Raw genomic sequence first — 17,315 nt, 5'->3', positions numbered from 1 at the left:
ACCGCCTACCTTTGCCTTGTTTTTAATCGTTCTAAATAAGGTATGCGGAAGTTTTCCCCGTTGTTTTTGCTGTTTTTTCTATTAAATCTGGTTGCCTTCGGGCAGGAAAGCTTGCCGGCCGGCACGGTGCAAGGCACGGTAAAAGACCCCGCTGGCGCGGCGCTGCCCGGCGTGAGCATCGTGGTGGAAGGCACTACCCAGGGCACCACCACCGACGCCGCCGGTCACTATGAATTGCAGCTGGCTGCTGGCCAGACGTATAAGCTGCGGCTGACTTGCGTGGGCTTCGAACCGCACACTCATACTGTGGCGCTGCCCGCCGCCCACGGCCTGCGCGTGGCCTTTACGCTGCAAAGCGCCCACCAAGCCTTGCAGCAGGTGGAGGTGCTGGGCCGCAAGGAAACCACCTACCGCACCAAAGCCACCTTCATCGGCAGTAAGTCGGAAACCGATATCAAGGATTTGCCGCAGTCGGTGGCCTACGCCAGCAAGGAGCTCATCGCCGACCAGGGCCTGATGCGGGTGGGCGAGGTAGTCAAAAATTTCAGCGGCGTCACCCAGTTTTCGTTTTACGACGACATCGTGATTCGGGGCTTTCGCATAAATGGCCAGAGCAATACGCAGCTACTCAACGGCCTGCGCACTAGCACCGGCTTCTGGAAGCAGCCGCTGGCCAACTACCTCGAGCGGGTAGAAGTGCTGAAAGGGCCGTCGTCGGCCTTGTTTGGTAACGCCAGCCCTGGCGGCGTGCTCAACCGCGTCACCAAGAAGCCGCTGGCCGAAAGCCGCAAGTCGCTCAGCTTTTCGCTGGGCAGCTTCCAGAATTTCCGGGCGCTGGCCGACTTCACCGGCCCGCTCAGCAAGGACAGCACCTTGCTCTACCGCCTCAACCTGGGCTACGAAGACGCGCAGTCGTTCCGCGACTTGCAGTTCGACCGCAATATTGTGGTAGCGCCGTCCTTCTCGTTTCTGCCCTCGCCCCGCACCCGGCTCAATTTCGACGTGGTGTACAACAGCTCAAACAGCCGCCTTGACCGGGGCCAAACCACCCGCAAAAACGACCTGTACTCGACGCCCACCTCGCTGTCCCTGGCCACCGGCAACGACTACCTCAACGAGCAAACCTACAATCTCACGGCCTCGCTGAGCCATCAGTTTGCGCCCGGCCTCACGGCCAACGTGGCCTACATCAAAACCGGCTATACCGAAGACCTTTACGAGCACCGCAATGCCAACGTGTACGCCCAAAACGCGGCCGGCCAGGACATTGACAGCAAAGTCGCCATGCAGGTATTTGCCCGCAAGCGCCGCCGCTACATCGACAACCTGTCGGCGTTCGTCAACTACGACCTCACCACCGGGCCAGTGGGTCACCGCTTGGTGCTGGGCTACGACTTCGCCAGCGAAACCCTGCCGCCCGGCGCCTCGCAGCTCACGGCTGGCGGCTACCGCAACGCCGCCAACACCGGCACCATCGCCACTTACGTGGCGGCCAACCGCACCCGCTACCTGCTCGACGCCAGCGGCAACCCCGTGCCCAACGTACCCCATTTCGACCTCACCGACGTGCTGGGCTCGCAGCGGATGCAGGACGACAGCAAGCTCTTCTTCGCGCCCCGCGCCTTCGACCCCACTTACTACCACCTGCACGCTGGCTACGTGCAAGACCAGCTGCGGCTGGGCCGCTTTCAGGCGCTGCTCGGGCTGCGCTACGAGCGCTACACCGACCTGGTGGGCTACAAAACGGCCGCCGAAACCCCCGTGTATCAGCACGCCTTGCTGCCCCGCGCCGGGGTAGTATTCACGGCCAATGACCACGTGAACATCTACGGCACCTACGTGCAGGGCTACAACCCTCAGACGGCCGCCACCATCGCCAACCCCAACGCGGGCGGGCCTTTCAACCCCCTCACCAGCAATATGGTAGAGGTGGGTGCAAAGTCGAGCTGGCTCCAAAATCGCCTCAGCATCACGGCGGCAGCGTACCGCATCGAGCAGCGCAACGTGCTGTACAACGCCAACGATGCCGGCCAGCCCGACCTGCTGCGCCAAGTAGGGGCCGAGGTGTCGAAGGGCGCGGAGGTGGACGTGCTGGGCCAGCTGTCGCTGAACTGGAGCGTTACGGCGTCCTACGCCTACAACGAAGCTAGCATCAGCGAAAGCCCGGTGGCTGCCGAAGTGGGCGCGCAAAAGCCCAACGCCCCGCGCCACCTCGCCAACCTCTGGACGCGCTACTCGCTCGACCAAGGCGCGCTCAGCGGCCTGGGTTTCGGCTTCGGGGCCAACCTGGCCACCGTCCGCACGCTCTCGCTCAATACCGCCCAGACCATACCGGCCTACACTCTGCTCAACGCCGCGCTCTACTACCGCCTGAATCGGGTGAACTTGCAGCTCAACGTCAACAATCTCGCCGACCGCACCTACTGGGTGGGCGGCTACGACTACATCCGGCTGTTTCCGGGCGCGCCGCGCAGTTTTCTGCTCACGCTGGGCTACACGTTCAATTAGCCACAAACGTAAGTCGGGGGCCATAATACGCGGAATATTTGCGTATTATGGCCCCCGATTTGCGTTTAAATAGTGCTTATAGCGCCTTGCCGCCGCGCTGGGCATCGACCACCGCGATGGCCGTCATGTTCACAATCTCGCGCACGCTCGCGCCGAGCTGCAAAATGTGGATGGGCTTGCGCATCCCCATCAGCACCGGCCCGATTACCTCGGCCCCGCCGATTTCCTGGAGCACTTTGTAGGCGATGTTGCCCGACTCTACGTTGGGGAATACCAGCGTGTTGGCGCCCTTCTCGGCCAGCGGCGAGAAGCCGTACTGCTCGCGCAGCAGCTCGGGGTTGAGGGCCACGTTGGCCTGCATTTCGCCGTCGATGAGCAGGTCGGGATATTTGGCTTTGGCTAGGGCCGTGGCGGTCCGCATCTTGTCGGGCAGCACGCCCGAGTTCGAGCCAAAGTTGGAGTAGGAGATGGCCGCGATGCGGGGCTCGGCGTCGAAAAAGCGTACCGCGCGCGCCGTGAGGCCGATAATCCCCACCAGCTCCTCGGCGCTGGGATTGATGTTCACCGTGGTGTCGGCGAAGAAAAACGGCCCGCGGCGGTTCTGGATGATGTACATCGAGGCCACCCGGCTCACGCCCTCAGCCGGCCCGATTACTTGCAGCGCGGGCACGATGCTCTTGCCGTAGTCTTTGGTAAAGCCCGTGATGCAGGCGTCGGCCGCGCCGGTTTCCACCATCATGGCAGCGAAGTAGTTGCGCTCGCGCATCAGGCGCTTGCCCTCGTAGAGCGTGATGCCCCGGCGCTGCCGCTTCTGGTAAAACAGCTCGGCGTACTCGTGGCGCTTGGCGTCATCTTGCAGAATGTCAACGATTTCGCAGCCTTCCAGGTCGATGTTGTTTTCGTGTGCGATGGCCTGGATGCGGTCCACCGGCCCCAGCAAAATAGGGTGAGCGATGTTCTCGTCGCGCACAATCTGCGCGGCCTTGATAATCTTATAGTTATCGGCCTCGGCAAACACCACGCGGCGCGGCCCCGAGCGGGCGGCCGACGTGATGCGGTTCATCAGCTTCTGGTTTACGCCGAGGCGGGCGCGCAGCTCGTCCTCGTAGGCCGCCCAGTCGGTGATGTCGCGGCGGGCTACGCCGCTTGCCATCGCGGCCTTGGCCACGGCCGGCGACAGCGTGGTGATGAGGCGCGGGTCGAGGGGCTTGGGAATGAGGTAGGTACGGCCGAAGGCCAGCGTATTGTCGCCGTAGGCCTTGTTCACCATATCGGGCACGGGCTCTTTGCTGAGCTCGGCCAGGGCGTGCACGGCGGCCAGCTTCATGGCCTCGTTTATCTCGGTAGCGCGCACGTCCAAAGCTCCCCGGAAAATGTAGGGGAAGCCCAGTACGTTGTTGACTTGGTTGGGATGGTCGGAGCGGCCGGTTGCCATGATGAGGTCGGGCCGGGTGCTCATGGCCAGGTCGTAGGCGATTTCGGGGTCGGGGTTGGCCAGCGCGAAGACAATGGGGTTGTCGGCCATCTTCAGCAGCAGCTCGGCGGGCAGCACGTTGGCCGCCGACAGGCCCAGGAATACGTCGGCCCCTTCCAGCGCCTCGGCCATCGTGGTCACGGGCCGCGCGGTGGCAAAGCGCATCTGCATGTCGGCCAGGTTGGTGCGGCCGGCGTTGATAATGCCGTCTTTGTCAAAGACAACCACGTTTTCGAGCTTCACGCCCAGCTCCAGGTACAGCCGCAGGCACGACACGGCCGCCGCGCCCGCGCCGCTCACCACCAGCTTCACCTCGTCCACCTTTTTGCCCACGATTTCGAGCGCGTTCAGCAGCGCGGCCGACGTGATGATGGCCGTGCCGTGCTGGTCGTCGTGCATCAGCGGGATGTTCATCTTGTCGCGCAGTTCCGTTTCGATGCGGAAGCACTCCGGGGCCTTGATGTCCTCCAGATTAATACCGCCAAACGTCGGCTCCAGCGCCTTCACGATGCGAATAAACTCGTCGGGGTCTTCGGCATCAATCTCGATATCGAAGCAGTCGATGCCCGCGAACTTCTTGAACAACACGCCCTTGCCTTCCATCACCGGCTTCGAAGCCGCCGGCCCGATATTGCCCAAACCCAGCACGGCCGTGCCGTTGGAGATAACCGCCACCAGGTTGCCCTTGGCCGTGTACTTGTACACGTCGTCGGGGTTTTTGGCGATGGCTTTGCACGGCTCGGCCACGCCCGGCGAGTAGGCCAGCGCCAAATCGAGCTGGGTGCTCACGGGCTTGGTGGGCACTACCTCGATTTTGCCCTGGGGGCTGAGCTCGTGGTAGTCGAGGGCGTCTTGGGGGTTGATTTTGAGCATGGTGGGAAGCTGAGACCAAACAAAAACGGCCGCGAACCAATCGCGGCCGTTCGGCAAAATTACGTGCTAATCGGTGGGCATTACCCGCCCACTACCAGTTTTTGGCCCAGCTTTACCTGGTCGGAGGCCAAATGATTGAGCCGTTTCAACTCCTCCAAACTCAGCCCAAAGCGCCGCGCTATGCTGAACAGTGTGTCGCCGGGCTGCACCACGTGGGTTGCCAGCTTAGGGCTGTCGGGCAGTGTCTTAGCCTCTGTTTTGGCGCGGCGGGCGGCGGGTGCAGCAGCCACCGGCGTGGCCGTAGCATCGGCCGGGGCCGTGAGGCGCAGCTGCTGGCCGACCATAACGGTTTCGCCACTGAGCTTATTCCAGGCTTTCAATTGCTCCAAACTCACGCCCTGCTCGCGGGCCAGCCGGGTGAGGTTGTCGCCGGGCCGCACGGTGTAGAGGGTAGCCGTGGCTGCTTCCTCCTTAGCCGGGCGCGGCTCGGGTTGGGCGCGGGCGGCCCGTGTTTCAGCAGGCGCGGCCGAGGCTGCCGGCCGCGTCGGGCGGCGGGCGGGCGCAGTTTCTTCCGCATCTACTTCAGCCTTTTCCGGCGCGGGCGTAGCAACAGAAGCTACTCTGGCAGCCAACGTAGCTTTAACCTCGGCCTGCCGGGCGGCCACTACCGCGCTAACCGAGCGGCGCTTGCTTTCGCGAGTAGTAACGGGGCCGGCCGGGACCAACGGAGCCGCTGGGCTCAGGCTAGCCACGGCGGTTTCGGTAGTGGCGCCAGCCTCCGTATTGGTCGAGTCGGCCGGTAGACCCAGGCGGGCGGCGGCAGTAGCCTTGGCCGCAGCTGCCGCTTGCGCGATGGAAAGGCGCTTCTGAGCGGCGGCGCGGGCGGCCATTTGCTTTTGCACGCGGGCCAGTTCTTTAGCCTGGGCCGCCTCCTGGGCAATGCGCAGCTGCGCCTGCTGGGCGTAGCGGGCGTTGGCGGCTTTCAGCTCTTGCCAGGCTGGGTCGTCGTCGGCGGTGCGGCGCAGGGAGGCTACCGTGGTGGGCGGTGGGGTAGGGGCGGTTGGTTGAGCGGGGCGCGGGGCCGGGGCGGTGGGCATAGCCACCAGCACGGTCAGCGCCTTGCCGGGTTTCAGGGGCTGGCCTTTGCGCAGGTTATTCCACTTGCGCAATTGCGTTTGGCTGACTTCGTATTTCTCGGCCACGGTCGCCAGCGTCTGCCCTTTGCGCAGCGTGTAGCTGAGGCGGCGGTAGCGCGGCATGCTGTCGGGCGCGGCCGCCTTTCGGGCAGCGGTGGCCAGCGTAGCATCGGGCCAGGGCTCGATGCCGGGCAGCCGGGCCGGCAGGGGCAGCAGCGGCTGCGGCAGCTCGGCGGCCGGCTGGCAGTAGCCTACCAGCGTCGCGTAGTCAACATCGCCCAAATGCTCGCGGGCCGCGCTTGGGTAGCGCAGCACGTAGGGCCGGTAGCCGGCCGGCAGGCCGGCGTGGCGCAATTCAGGGTTGTAGCGCAGCAAAGCCAGCGAGTCGGCGTAGCCCAGGGCGCGGCTGAGGCGGCGCAAATCAAACGCCTGCCCGCGCAAGGTCAGCGTATCGAGCGGCTCGTAGCGCTGATAGCGCAGCGCGGGGCTGGGCAGGTCGTGCGCCTCGGCGTAGGTCATGGCGTACATGATGGCCGTGAAGGTGGGCACGTAGTTGCGCGTTTCGGCCGGCATGTGCGGGTACATATCCCAGAAGCTACGCTTGCCGGTGCGCTTCATCACGCGCTGCACGTTGCCGGCGCCCCAGTTGTAGGCCGCCAGCACCAGTTCCCAATCGTGAAACATGCCGTAGAGGCCGCGCAGGTATTTGCAGGCCGCCTCGGTCGATTTCTCGGGGTGCATCCGCTCGTCTACCCATTCGTCGCGCTTGAGGCGCATATCGCTGGCCGTGGGCGGCATAAACTGCCAGAGGCCCACCGCGCCTACCTGCGACTTAGCCGTGGGTATCAAAGCCGACTCTACTACCGACAGATATTTCAGCTCATCGGGCAGATTGTACTTGGCCAGGTACTTCTCAAAAATCGGAAAATAAAAATCGCGCCGCTCCAGCACGCGCTGGGTGTAGCCGCGCTGCCGCTCGGTGAAAAGTCGCACGTAGGCCATCACGGCATTATTAAACTGGTGCGGCGCGGCCGTCTCGAAGCAGCTCATGCGGTCGCCCACCAGCTCTTGCAGGGTGGCCGGCGTGTGCAGCCAGGCCCAGCGCACCGAGTCGATTTCAATCTCCAGCGGCTCGGTCGCCAGCGAATCGATGGTAGCGGCGGGCAGGTCAACTACCTGGCGGATGGTGTCTTCCGGCAGGGTCTGCGTGGGCCGGGGCACCTGCTGCGCGGCGGCCGGCAGGGCCCCCAGCGCCAAGCCCCACCTGAGCAATCGGCCCGTCAATTTCCCCCAGAAAGCGGGCCGATTGCCTGGCCCCGGTACTTGGTGCGGTACTTTCATTGAGCTAAGGTAAAATCCATATTCTGAACGGCCTAACCGTTAGCAAGAGTTGCTAAAAAAAATGACTGACTGCGGAGCAGGCAGCTACGCAGTCAGTCATTTTAAGGTTGTGTAACGCCAAGCTCCTGCTTGGCGAGCGAGCGCAGCGAGCAGTTACGTTAGCGGACGCTGGGCGACGTAACCAGACGCCAGCACCAAGCAGGAGCTTGGTGTTACGCCGCAGGCACGGTCGTCAGGGTGTTGGCGAAAGCCAGCAAATCCGCCTCGCGGAACGCGCCGCTCAGCACCTGCACGCCAATCGGCAGCCCTTCGGCATCGGCCCCGGCCGGGATGGAAAGGGCCGGTACGCCCGCCAGCGAGGCCTGCACCGTGAAAATATCGGCCAGGTACATACTCACCGGGTCTTGCTTTTCGCCGATTTTGAAGGCCGTGGTCGGCGTGGTCGGCAGCACCAAGAAGTCGTATTGGCGCAGCAACTCGTCGGTTTTTTCCTTGATGAGCCGGCGCACGCGTTGGGCTTTGGTATAATAAGCGTCGTAGTAGCTGGCGCTCAATACAAACGTGCCCAGCATGATGCGGCGCTGCACCTCGGGGCCGAATCCCTGGGCGCGGGTTTTTTTGTAGAGCGATTCCAGGTCCGTGGCATCGGGGGCGCGATAGCCGTACTTCACGCCGTCGAAGCGCGAGAGGTTGGAGCTAGCCTCGGCCGTAGTGAGGATATAATAGGTCGGAATCATCTCGTCGAGGTACGGGAAGTCCACCGCCTCTACCACATGGCCCTGGTTGCGCAACGTGTCGAGCGTGCTCTCCAGCGCGGCGCGCACTTCGGGCTGCAAGCCCGGCCGGTCGATGGCCTCCTTGAGGTAGCCCACGCGGTAGTGCGCCTGGGGCTCCAGCAGGGCGCTGTAAGCGGGCACGGGCTGCTCGCTGGCGGTGCTGTCCATGCCGTCGGGGCCGGCCATTACTTCGAGCAGGCGGGCGGCATCCTCTACCGAATGGGTGATGGGCCCAATCTGGTCAAACGACGAGGCGAACGCCACCAGCCCGTAGCGCGAAATGCGCGAGTAAGTCGGCTTCAGGCCTATTACGCCGCAAAACGCGGCCGGCTGGCGCACCGAGCCGCCCGTATCGGAGCCAATGGACGCCAGGCACATATCGGCCTGCACTGCCACCGCCGAGGCGCCCGACGAGCCGCCCGGCACCCGGCTCGGGTCCTGCGCGTTGCGCGCCGGGCCGAAAGCTGAGTTCTCATTCGAGCCGCCCATCGCAAACTCGTCGCAGTTCTGGCGGCCGATGAAAATGGCGTCTTCGGCCAGCAGGCGCTGCACGGCCGTGCCGGTGTAAAGCGACTTAAACCCGTCGAGGATGCGGCTGCTGCTTTGCAGCGAGTGGCCCTGGTAGGCCAGCACGTCTTTGAGGCCGATGACCATGCCAGCGAGGCGGCCAGCGGTGCCGTTGGCGAGCTTTTCGTCTACGGCGGCGGCTTGCTGGCGGGCTTCGTCGGCCCATACTTCCAAGAAAACGTTGAGCTCGGCGTTGCGGCGCTCGATGTTATCCAGGTAATACTCAACGAGCTGGCGGCAGGACGTGGTGCCCGCCGCCAGCTCGCGCTGAATTTCCGAAAGGGAAGAATACTGTGGTTTCAATGCTTAGGCGTCAGGTGAAGACTGGTCGAGGCGCGGCTTGGTACCGGGCACGCCGTTCGACGGCGGCAGGGGCGTGTCGTGCGAGTGGGGCACCGGCGCAGCGGCCGGCGAATTTACATCATCATTGGCATTGTACACCGGGGGCACGGGCTCGTAGCTGGTAGTAGCCGGCGGCACGTGGCCGTACTGGGGCTGCTGGTAGGGCGGCTGCGAAGCATCGTAGGGGGCTTGCTGCGGCGGGTACTGGTTGGGGTACTGCTGCTGATTCGCGTACTGATTGGGCCGATTCTGGCCCGCGTTCTCAAACTCGTTGCGAATCTCGCTGCTGGCGTCCTTGAACTCGCGAATGCCTTTGCCAAGGCCGCGCGCCAGTTCGGGAATTTTATTGGCCCCGAAGAAAATGAGAATGACGACCATAATCAAAATCAATTCGGAGCCGCCGATGTCACCTAAAAAAAGCAGGGAAGAAGTCATAACCAGAAAAATGAAAAACTAAAAAATACCAAACTGCCAGCCACCGGCTAGGCAGCCGGGTGGTTCGGGTTGTAGGGCGCGGCCGGGGGCGTGGGCAGCTGGCCGGGCTGGCCCTGGTAGCCGGAGTTCGGCTGGCCGTAGGCCTGGCCGGGCTGCTGCGGCTGGCCGGGCGCCTGGAACGGCGGGCGCGGCTGCTCGGTGCTGGCGTCCTTAAACTCGCGCACGCCCTGGCCTACGCCCCGAAACAGCTCGGGAATGCGCTTGGCACCGAAAAACAGCACCAGTACGAAGATGATGAAGATGATAGTCTTCGGGTTGCTGAGAAACAAAAGCGTGAGAAGCATGGGCGAGTAGAAAGCGGTGGCGAATGAAGAAGGTGATGTTGAAACCAGCTATACGATAAAACCGCCGGCTTGGACTGCCGCAAAGGTACCGGTTCTGCTGGCTTTGCCCGGCCTGGGGCGGTTAGGTAGCCTGGCCAGTCGCTCAGCACACCCAGGGCTAACTGCTTTAGGTGGCCCGGCCGGCGCAACCAACGGATAACAAATAAGTAACCTATAAATAGTGTTGTGAAAATATACTAACAGTCTTTTTGGCCCTATTTATCGAGAAGAAGAGAGATTTCGGCGAAAAAATTCAGGCGTAGCGCGCATATATGACTCAAATATGCCAACTTTGCAGAGGTTAGCAACCTGACACTGTAATCGGCCCATGGCTGATTCAGGAAAGGGAAGTTGGCTAAGTTTGTTTTCATAGCTCAGAAAGACGCCGGGTATTGCCTGGCGTTTTTTTTTGCTAGCTACTTCTTAGCCAGGGCAGTAGGCCGCCGCAATTGCCGGCCCTCCACCGCATAAACCAGTGCTACGAACCCCAGCGAGAGCCCCAAACCCAGCGCGTAGCCCGCACCTTTGGGCATTGCCGCGATGCTGGCTTGCCCGGCCGCTACCAGCGCCGCCGCGCCCAGCAGCCACGCTAGCAGCCGGCCCACGGGGTAGGGCACCGGAAAATGTCGCTCGCCCAGCCACCAGCACAGCGCGGCCATCACGAAGTAGCAGGCCAGCGTGGCCCAGGCACTGCCCATGTAGCCGAGTAGGGGTATCAGCACAAAGTTGAGCGCGATGGTGAGCACCGCCCCGGCCGCCCCGATGTAGGTGCCGTAGTAGGTTTTGTCGGCGAGCTTAAACCACACCGATAAATTGAAATAGACGCCCAAAAACAGGTTGGCCATGAGCACGATGGGCACGATGCCCAGCCCCGTGCGGTACACGGCACTCCGCAGAAAAAGCGGCGCGAGCCAGCTCAAATTCAGGCTAATACCTACGAAAATAAACGCGCAGCACAAGGTAAACCACTTGAGCACCAGCGCAAACGTGGCGGGCGAGTTCTTATCAGTGCTTTGGGCGAAAAAGAACGGCTCGGCCGCGTAGCGAAATGCCTGCGTGACGAGCGACATAAAAATGCTGAGCTTGTAGCAGGCCGAGTATACGCCCGTGGCCCCTTCGGCGCTAAGGCCGGGGTAGAAGCCCGCCGGCAGCCAGGCCGGCAGCATAATGCGGTCGAGCGTCTCGTTTATCATGCCGGCCAGGCCCATCAGCATGAGGGGCAGCGAGTAAGCCAGTACGGGGCGCAAAAACCTCAAATAAGGCCAGCGGAAGCGAAAATCGGATAGCTCGCGCCACAGCAGCAGTAGCGTGAGGGCCGAGGCGGCGAGGTTAGAAAGGAAAATGTAGCCGATGCCCAGGCTGGGGTGATACACGGCCGCCACCAGCGGCTTGAGGCTGGCCAGTAGGCTACCGGGCGCGCTCGCCAGCACCGACGGGCACAGCGCAATAAAAAACAAATTAAGCACCACCGTGGCCACGATATTGACCAAGCGAATGGCGGCAAACTTGCGGGCTTTGTTCTCCAGTCGCAGCCGGGCAAAGGGCAGCGCCGCAATGGCATCGAGCCCCAAAACGAGCGCCAGCCACACGGCATAAATGCCGTTGCTGGGCGGCCGGTGCAGCAGCGCCATCAGCGGGCGCACCAGCACCACCAGTAGCCCGGTCAGCAGCACGCTGCTGACAATGAGCAAGCTCAGTACGCGGCTGTAGAGCTCGCGGCGGTCTTCGCCGGGGCGGTTGGCAAAGCGTAAATAGGTAGTTTCCAGGCCATAGGTAAACACTACGTTCAGAAACGATACGTAGGCGTAGAGGCTGGTCATGATGCCAAACTCGGCCGGCAGCAGGTGTGCCGTGTACACCGGCGTGAGCAGGTAGCTGAGCATCCGCCCCACTATGCTGCTCACACCATAAACCGCCGCCTGCGAGGCCAGCTTTTTCGCAATACTCATTAGGTCGAAAACAAAAGCTGCGGAAGCGCGCCGCGAGGACCGGCTGATGCCGCCCCTTCCGCTCGTGCGCTTCCGCAGTTTTCAATAAAGTTATTTTCCGGTAAAATTCGCCGCCCGTTTTTCCAAAAAGGCCGTCGTTCCTTCGCGGAAATCGGCAGTGCCAAACGCCTCGCCGAAGGCCTCGGCCTCGGCCGTGTAGCCGGCCTCGCCGCCTTGGTCGAAGTAGGTGTTAACGCAGGCGATGGAGAGGGCCACGGCCACGGGTGCTTTGCTTAGTATTTTGGTTAATAAGGCTTTGCTGAAGTCGAGTAGCTCAGCCTGCGGCACTACGTGGTTGGCCAAACCCAGGCGCAGGGCCTCGTCGGCCTTTACTTGGTCGGCGGTGAGTAGCAGCTCCAGGGCCTTGCCCTTGCCCACTAGCTGCACCAGCCGCTGGGTGCCGCCATAGCCGGGCAGCAAGCCCAGGTTGACTTCGGGCTGGCCAAAGCGGGCGTTTTCCGAGGCTACCCGGATGTGGCAAGCCATGGCCAGCTCGCAGCCGCCGCCCAGCGCAAAGCCATTCACGGCCGCTACCACGGGCTTGGGGCTGGTTTCAAACTGCCGAAATACCGCTTGTCCTTTGGCCGAGGCCTCCTGCGCGCCCGGCCCGTCGAGCTGGGCCAGCTCCGCAATGTCGGCCCCGGCCACAAACGCCTTCTCGCCGCTGCCCGTGAGCAGAATGCCACGCACGGCCGCATCCTGCCGCGCCGCGGCAATGGCTTGGCCCAACTCGGCGATGGTAGCCGCGTTCAGGGCGTTGAGCTTGGTAGGCCGGTTGACGGTGAGGGTGAGGATGCCAGTGGCCGCATCCAGGTCGTAAAGCAGATTCTCGAAGGTAGGAGCCATAAGAAAAGAGGGGTAGCGTAATACTGCGCCAAAGGTACGGCCAGGCCAATGGCGGCTGCCTTCATAGAGTAGTAGCGAGCGGGCAGTGTTAGCCCGAGGCCTCCCCTCAACAGTCAGCAATAGGATATTGCCTATCTATTGTAGTATAATTGAGGCTACTTAGCGGTGGCGCGGCGCAGCTTGGGTTGCTATAGGCAGCCTTGCTACCGCTTCGGGCCTGCTTGCTTACACCCTTTCACATTTTTCTTTCTTTCCCCATGAGTATTGTTTCGGAGTTTAAGGAATTCATTTCCAAGGGCAATGTTCTCGATTTGGCGGTCGGTGTTATTATCGGCGCGGCGTTCGGCAAGATTGTGTCGTCGCTGACCGATGATATTATTATGCCTCTGATAGGCTTGGCTACGCCTAATTTGGACAACTACACCAAAATGATGCTTGGCCCAATGAAAATCGGTTTGTTTCTTGGCGCGGTGCTCAATTTTTTCATCATCGCTTTCTGCGTATTCCTGATTGTGAAGGCTGCCAACCGCTTCAAGCGCCCGGCCCCGGTAGTAGCGCCGCCCGCGCCCGTAGCTTCCAAAGAAGAAGTGCTGCTAACTGAAATCCGCGACGCGCTACGCGCCCGCAACTAAGCCAGCTCGAAAGTGCCCTATCTTAGTTGCCCGGCGTCCCGCTCGCCTAGCCGGGCCTGGAACTTAGCACCCCGGGCGGGCAGTTGGGGGCTTATCTTCAGCGTCATTTCATTTTCTCTTTTTTCCGCGTGAAAAATATCGTTTCTGCCACGCTGCTACTTGGGGTGGCCAGCCTGCTCTCTACTCCTGAAGCTCAGGCGCAAAGCCGCAAGGAAAAGCGCGCCGCCGCTATCCTCACGCAGGCGCAACCTACCAAAGAGAAAACGCCCGAGGAAGTGGCCCAGGAGCAGCAGCTCCGCATTCTGGAGGCCCGCGCCGGCAACACCAGCTTTGGTGATGGCAACGGCGGGGCGTTTCGCCAGCTCGATAAGAACAGCGGCGGCTTTACAGTGCGCAAGTTCAAGTCGCTGCGCGGCCAAGAGAATAAGCGCGGCGAAGGCCACCAAGCCCCCGGCATCGACCCCAAAGGTGAGCCCCTAACCCAGCGCAAGCACAAGAAGAATTTCTTCTCGTTGTAGACCGCAGATTCAAACGGATTTGTAGGATGTAACGGATAGGCCTGCTGCGCAGGCTGACTAACTGTTTGAGGTTTGGTTGTGATAGGATAGCAAACAAGAAAGGCCACCCATTTGGGTGGCCTTTCTTGTTCCTGCTTTGATTCAATACGATGACTAACGCTCTTGATAGCCAGCCTGCGCAGCAGGCGTATCCGTTACATCCTACAAATCCGTTTGAATCTGCGATTAGAGCTTGCGCTTGATTTCCTGTTCCTCGAAGCCCTCAATGTTGTCGCCCTCTTGCAGGTCGTTGAAGCCTTTGATGGAGATACCGCATTCGTAGCCTTGGCGCACCTCCGACACGTCGTCTTTGAAGCGCTTGAGGTCCTGAATGTCGCCGGTGTATTGCACGATGCCGTTGCGCACCACCCGCACTTTGGTTTTGCGAGTCAGCGTGCCTTCCGTCATCATACAGCCGGCGATGGTGCCGACTTTGGTGATGTTGAACACCTGGCGTACCTCGGCGTTGGCGGTTACTACCTCGTGCAGGGTCGGGGCCAACATGCCTTCCATGGCGTCTTTTACCTCGTTGATGGCGTTGTAAATGATGCTGTAGAGGCGAATGTCAATCTGCTCCTGCTCGGCAAGGCGGCGCGCGCTCTGCGACGGGCGAACCTGGAAACCGATAATGATGGCGTCGGAAGCCGAAGCCAGCAGTACGTCGCTTTCCGAGATGGCACCCACGCCTTTGGTCAGGATGTTCACCTTCACTTCGGGCGTGCTCAGCTTCAGCAGCGAGTCGGAGAGTGCTTCTACCGAGCCGTCCACGTCACCTTTCACCAAGATGTTGAGCTCCTTAAACGAGCCGATAGCCAGGCGGCGACCAATCTCGTCGAGGGTGATGTGCTTCTTGGTGCGGATGCTTTGCTCGCGGGCCAGCTGCTGGCGCTGAGTGGCCAGTTCGCGGGCTTCGCGCTCGGTTTCCATCACCTGGATGCGGTCGCCGGCCTGCGGGGCACCCGTGAGGCCGAGCACCTGCACCGGGGTAGCCGGGCCGGCAAGCTTCTTCTTCTTACCGCGGTAGTCGGTCATGGCCTTTACGCGGCCGTAGTGCGGGCCAGCCAACACTACATCGCCCACGTTCAGGGTGCCGGTTTGCACCAGCACGGTGGTTACGTAGCCGCGGCCTTTGTCCAGCTCGGCTTCGATAACGGTGCCGATGGCGTTGCGGTCGGGGTTAGCGGTAAGCTCCAGCAGTTCAGCCTCAAGCAGCACTTTCTCAAGCAGCTCCTCTACGCCGAGGCCCGACTTAGCCGAAACCTCCTGGCTCTGGTATTTACCGCCCCATTCTTCCACCAGGATGTTCATCTGCGAAAGCTCTTCGCGGATTTTCTCCGGGTTGGCCGTGGGCTTGTCCACCTTGTTGAGGGCGATAATAATCGGCACCCCAGCCGCTTGCGCGTGGTTGATGGCTTCCTTGGTTTGCGGCATCACTGAGTCGTCGGCCGCTACCACGATAATGGCAATGTCCGTCACCTTGGCACCACGGGCACGCATGGCCGTAAAGGCTTCGTGACCAGGCGTATCAAGGAAGGTGATGGGCGAGCCCGATTTAGTCGTAACCTCGTAGGCACCAATGTGCTGCGTAATACCGCCGGCTTCGCCTTTGGCCACGCTCGCACTCCGGATGTAGTCAAGCAGCGACGTTTTGCCGTGGTCGACGTGGCCCATGATGGTCACGATAGGCGCACGTGGCTGCAAGTCCTCGGGGGCATCGCTCATGTCGATGGCTTCCTCGTCTTCTTCGGCCGACAGGAACTCCACGTCGTAGCCAAACTCGTCGGCAATCACCGTGATGGCTTCGGCGTCGAGGCGCTGATTAATCGACACGAACATGCCCATGCTCAGGCACACGCGGATTACCTCGTTCACGTTCACGTCCATGAGGGACGCAAAGTCGTTGGCCGAAATAAACTCGGTGATTTTGAGCGTCTTGGCATCAAGCTCGTTCTGGGCACGCAGGGCTTCGCGCTCTTCGGCGGCCATACCCCGCTTGTCGCGGCGGTACTTGGCGCGGTTGGCAGCAGCGTTGTTTTTGCCGCCGCTCAGCTTGGCCAGCGTAGCCTTGATTTGCTCCTGAATCTGCTTATCGTTCTGCTCGGGTGTGAGCGGCACCTGCGGCGTGCGGGGTGCGTTCTGGCCGGGGCGGTTGCCTTGGCCGGGGCGATTGCCACCTTGGCCTTGGCCGCCGGGGCGGTTGCCACCCTGGCCCTGGCCACCACCGGGGCGGTTACCCTGGTAGCCACCACCTTGCTGGCCCGTGCCAGTGCCCGTGTTGGCACCGCCGCCCGGCTGGCCGGGAGCGGGCAAACGCTGACGCTTCTTCTGGTTGTTATTATTGTTGCCAACGCCGCTCTTGCGAACATCGGACGACGCCACCGGGCGCGCGCCACGGCCACCCGGCCCACGGCGGCTAGAGTCTACCGGCAACTGGATTTTGCCCAGCACCGTCAGACCTTTCAGCTGGTCGGCCTTGGCCGTAATCGTGCCTTCCTCGGCGGCCGGGGCCGAAGCTTCCGGTGCAGCAGGTGCCGAAGCCTCAGGAGCAGCGGTAGGAGCTGGCGTCGCCGTTGGGGCCGCCGCTACCGGAGCAGCAGCAGCCGGCGCAGGAGCCGGGGTGTACGAGGGCTTGGCCGGAGCCTGGGCCACGGGCGCGGTGGCCGGCGCTGGCGTAGCGGTTATCGGCGCGGGCTTGGCTGCTGGGGTAGCTTGTGCCGGGGCAGCGGCTACCGGAGCCGGCTGGGCTTCGGGCTTGGGTTGTGCTGCCGGCGCGGGCTGCGCAGCTGGCGTAGCAGCTACGGGCGCGGGAGCCGGCGTCGGCTGGGCCGGACGCGGCGGTACCACGCGGCCCTTGCTATCGAGCTCAATCTTACCCAATACCTTCAGGCCCGGCGTTTTAGGCGCTTCGGCAGCGGGAGCGGGCAAAGGCGTAGTAGCTACCGGCGCAGGCGCAGGGGTAGCTGCTGGGACAGGAGCCGGCGCGGCGGCCGGGGTTACGGCTGGCTGGGCTACGGCAGCAGGAGCAGCCTGCGGCGCAGCGGGCACTGGTGCCGCCTGAGGCGTAGCAGCTGGCGCGGCAGCCACTGGCTGCGCTACTGGGGCCGGAGCTGCCGGCTTAGGAGCAGGCGCGGCGGGCTTGGCTGCCGCGGCTTGCGCCTGGGCGTTGAGCTCGCTTTGGCGGCGCGCCTGGGTGTGGCGCTGCGCTTCCTGCTTGTCCTGAGCCGAGGCGGCGAATTCTTTTTCTAGGAGAGCCACCTGCTCGCCGGTGAGCTTGGTGGTGGGCTTGTTTTCGACTGCAATGCCCTTGCGGGCAAGGGTCTCGACTGCCCGGTCGATACCAATATTCAGGTCTTTGGCTGCCTGTAAAAGCCGTTTCGGGGTTGCTTCCGCCATTCTATGAAGTTGCGAACGATACGTTCTGGAGTGCAAAGGTAAAGATTAAATCTGGCCAGCAGGC

At 62.3% G+C, this 17,315-nt stretch carries 11 protein-coding genes; 3 read left to right on the top strand and 8 right to left on the bottom strand.

The features are described from left to right. The first annotated feature begins 42 nt into the window (after nt 1–42). Nucleotides 43–2,508: a TonB-dependent receptor gene (locus VFO93_RS20140; protein ID WP_325136190.1), complete on the top strand. Its 2,466-nt coding sequence runs from the start codon at nt 43–45 to the stop codon at nt 2,506–2,508. Between the two features lie 76 nt (nt 2,509–2,584). On the opposite strand, the gene VFO93_RS20135 is transcribed toward VFO93_RS20140, so the two are convergent. The 7 genes from VFO93_RS20135 to VFO93_RS20105 all read right to left on the bottom strand — a co-directional run bounded on the left by VFO93_RS20135 (nt 2,585) and on the right by VFO93_RS20105 (nt 12,669). Then, complete coding sequence (locus VFO93_RS20135) at nt 2,585–4,855, bottom strand: NADP-dependent malic enzyme (RefSeq protein ID WP_325136189.1); 2,271 nt, start codon at nt 4,853–4,855, stop codon at nt 2,585–2,587. 80 nt (nt 4,856–4,935) lie between these two features. Next, nucleotides 4,936–7,248 (bottom strand): LysM peptidoglycan-binding domain-containing protein, encoded by a 2,313-nt coding sequence (locus tag VFO93_RS20130; protein ID WP_325136188.1) that lies wholly within the window; start codon nt 7,246–7,248, stop codon nt 4,936–4,938. 296 nt (nt 7,249–7,544) lie between these two features. Continuing rightward, the gene (gene gatA, locus VFO93_RS20125; RefSeq protein WP_325136187.1) at nt 7,545–8,978 is read right to left on the bottom strand and encodes an Asp-tRNA(Asn)/Glu-tRNA(Gln) amidotransferase subunit GatA; all 1,434 of its coding nucleotides are present in this window, start codon (nt 8,976–8,978) and stop codon (nt 7,545–7,547) included. A gap of 3 nt (nt 8,979–8,981) precedes the next feature. Continuing rightward, the gene (gene tatA, locus VFO93_RS20120; RefSeq protein WP_325136186.1) at nt 8,982–9,452 is read right to left on the bottom strand and encodes a twin-arginine translocase TatA/TatE family subunit; all 471 of its coding nucleotides are present in this window, start codon (nt 9,450–9,452) and stop codon (nt 8,982–8,984) included. A 47-nt stretch (nt 9,453–9,499) separates the two neighbouring features. Then, nucleotides 9,500–9,796 (bottom strand): twin-arginine translocase TatA/TatE family subunit, encoded by a 297-nt coding sequence (locus VFO93_RS22415; RefSeq protein ID WP_414653606.1) that lies wholly within the window; start codon nt 9,794–9,796, stop codon nt 9,500–9,502. A 455-nt stretch (nt 9,797–10,251) separates the two neighbouring features. Continuing rightward, on the bottom strand, nt 10,252–11,784 hold the full coding sequence (locus VFO93_RS20110; RefSeq protein ID WP_325136185.1) for an oligosaccharide flippase family protein: 1,533 nt from the start codon (nt 11,782–11,784) through the stop codon (nt 10,252–10,254). A 90-nt stretch (nt 11,785–11,874) separates the two neighbouring features. Beyond that, complete coding sequence (locus tag VFO93_RS20105) at nt 11,875–12,669, bottom strand: enoyl-CoA hydratase-related protein (protein ID WP_325136184.1); 795 nt, start codon at nt 12,667–12,669, stop codon at nt 11,875–11,877. 257 nt (nt 12,670–12,926) lie between these two features. Here VFO93_RS20105 and mscL point away from each other — a divergent pair, with 257 nt between their 5' ends. Both mscL and VFO93_RS20095 read left to right on the top strand, forming a co-directional pair. Further along, nucleotides 12,927–13,301 (top strand): large conductance mechanosensitive channel protein MscL, encoded by a 375-nt coding sequence (mscL, locus tag VFO93_RS20100; protein ID WP_325136183.1) that lies wholly within the window; start codon nt 12,927–12,929, stop codon nt 13,299–13,301. A gap of 128 nt (nt 13,302–13,429) precedes the next feature. Next, nucleotides 13,430–13,819, top strand: coding sequence for a hypothetical protein (locus VFO93_RS20095; protein WP_325136182.1), 390 nt, complete (start codon nt 13,430–13,432; stop codon nt 13,817–13,819). 225 nt (nt 13,820–14,044) lie between these two features. Here VFO93_RS20095 and infB read toward each other — a convergent pair whose 3' ends face one another. After that, nucleotides 14,045–17,251 (bottom strand): translation initiation factor IF-2, encoded by a 3,207-nt coding sequence (infB, locus tag VFO93_RS20090; RefSeq protein WP_325136181.1) that lies wholly within the window; start codon nt 17,249–17,251, stop codon nt 14,045–14,047. Between the last annotated feature and the right edge of the window lie 64 nt (nt 17,252–17,315).

It is taken from the genome of Hymenobacter sp., from assembly GCF_035709525.1.
In the GTDB taxonomy this organism is placed as follows: Bacteria; Bacteroidota; Bacteroidia; order Cytophagales; family Hymenobacteraceae; genus Hymenobacter.
The sequence above is the reverse complement of the archived record's forward strand: the minus strand, read 5'-3'. Positions and strand labels throughout refer to the sequence as shown.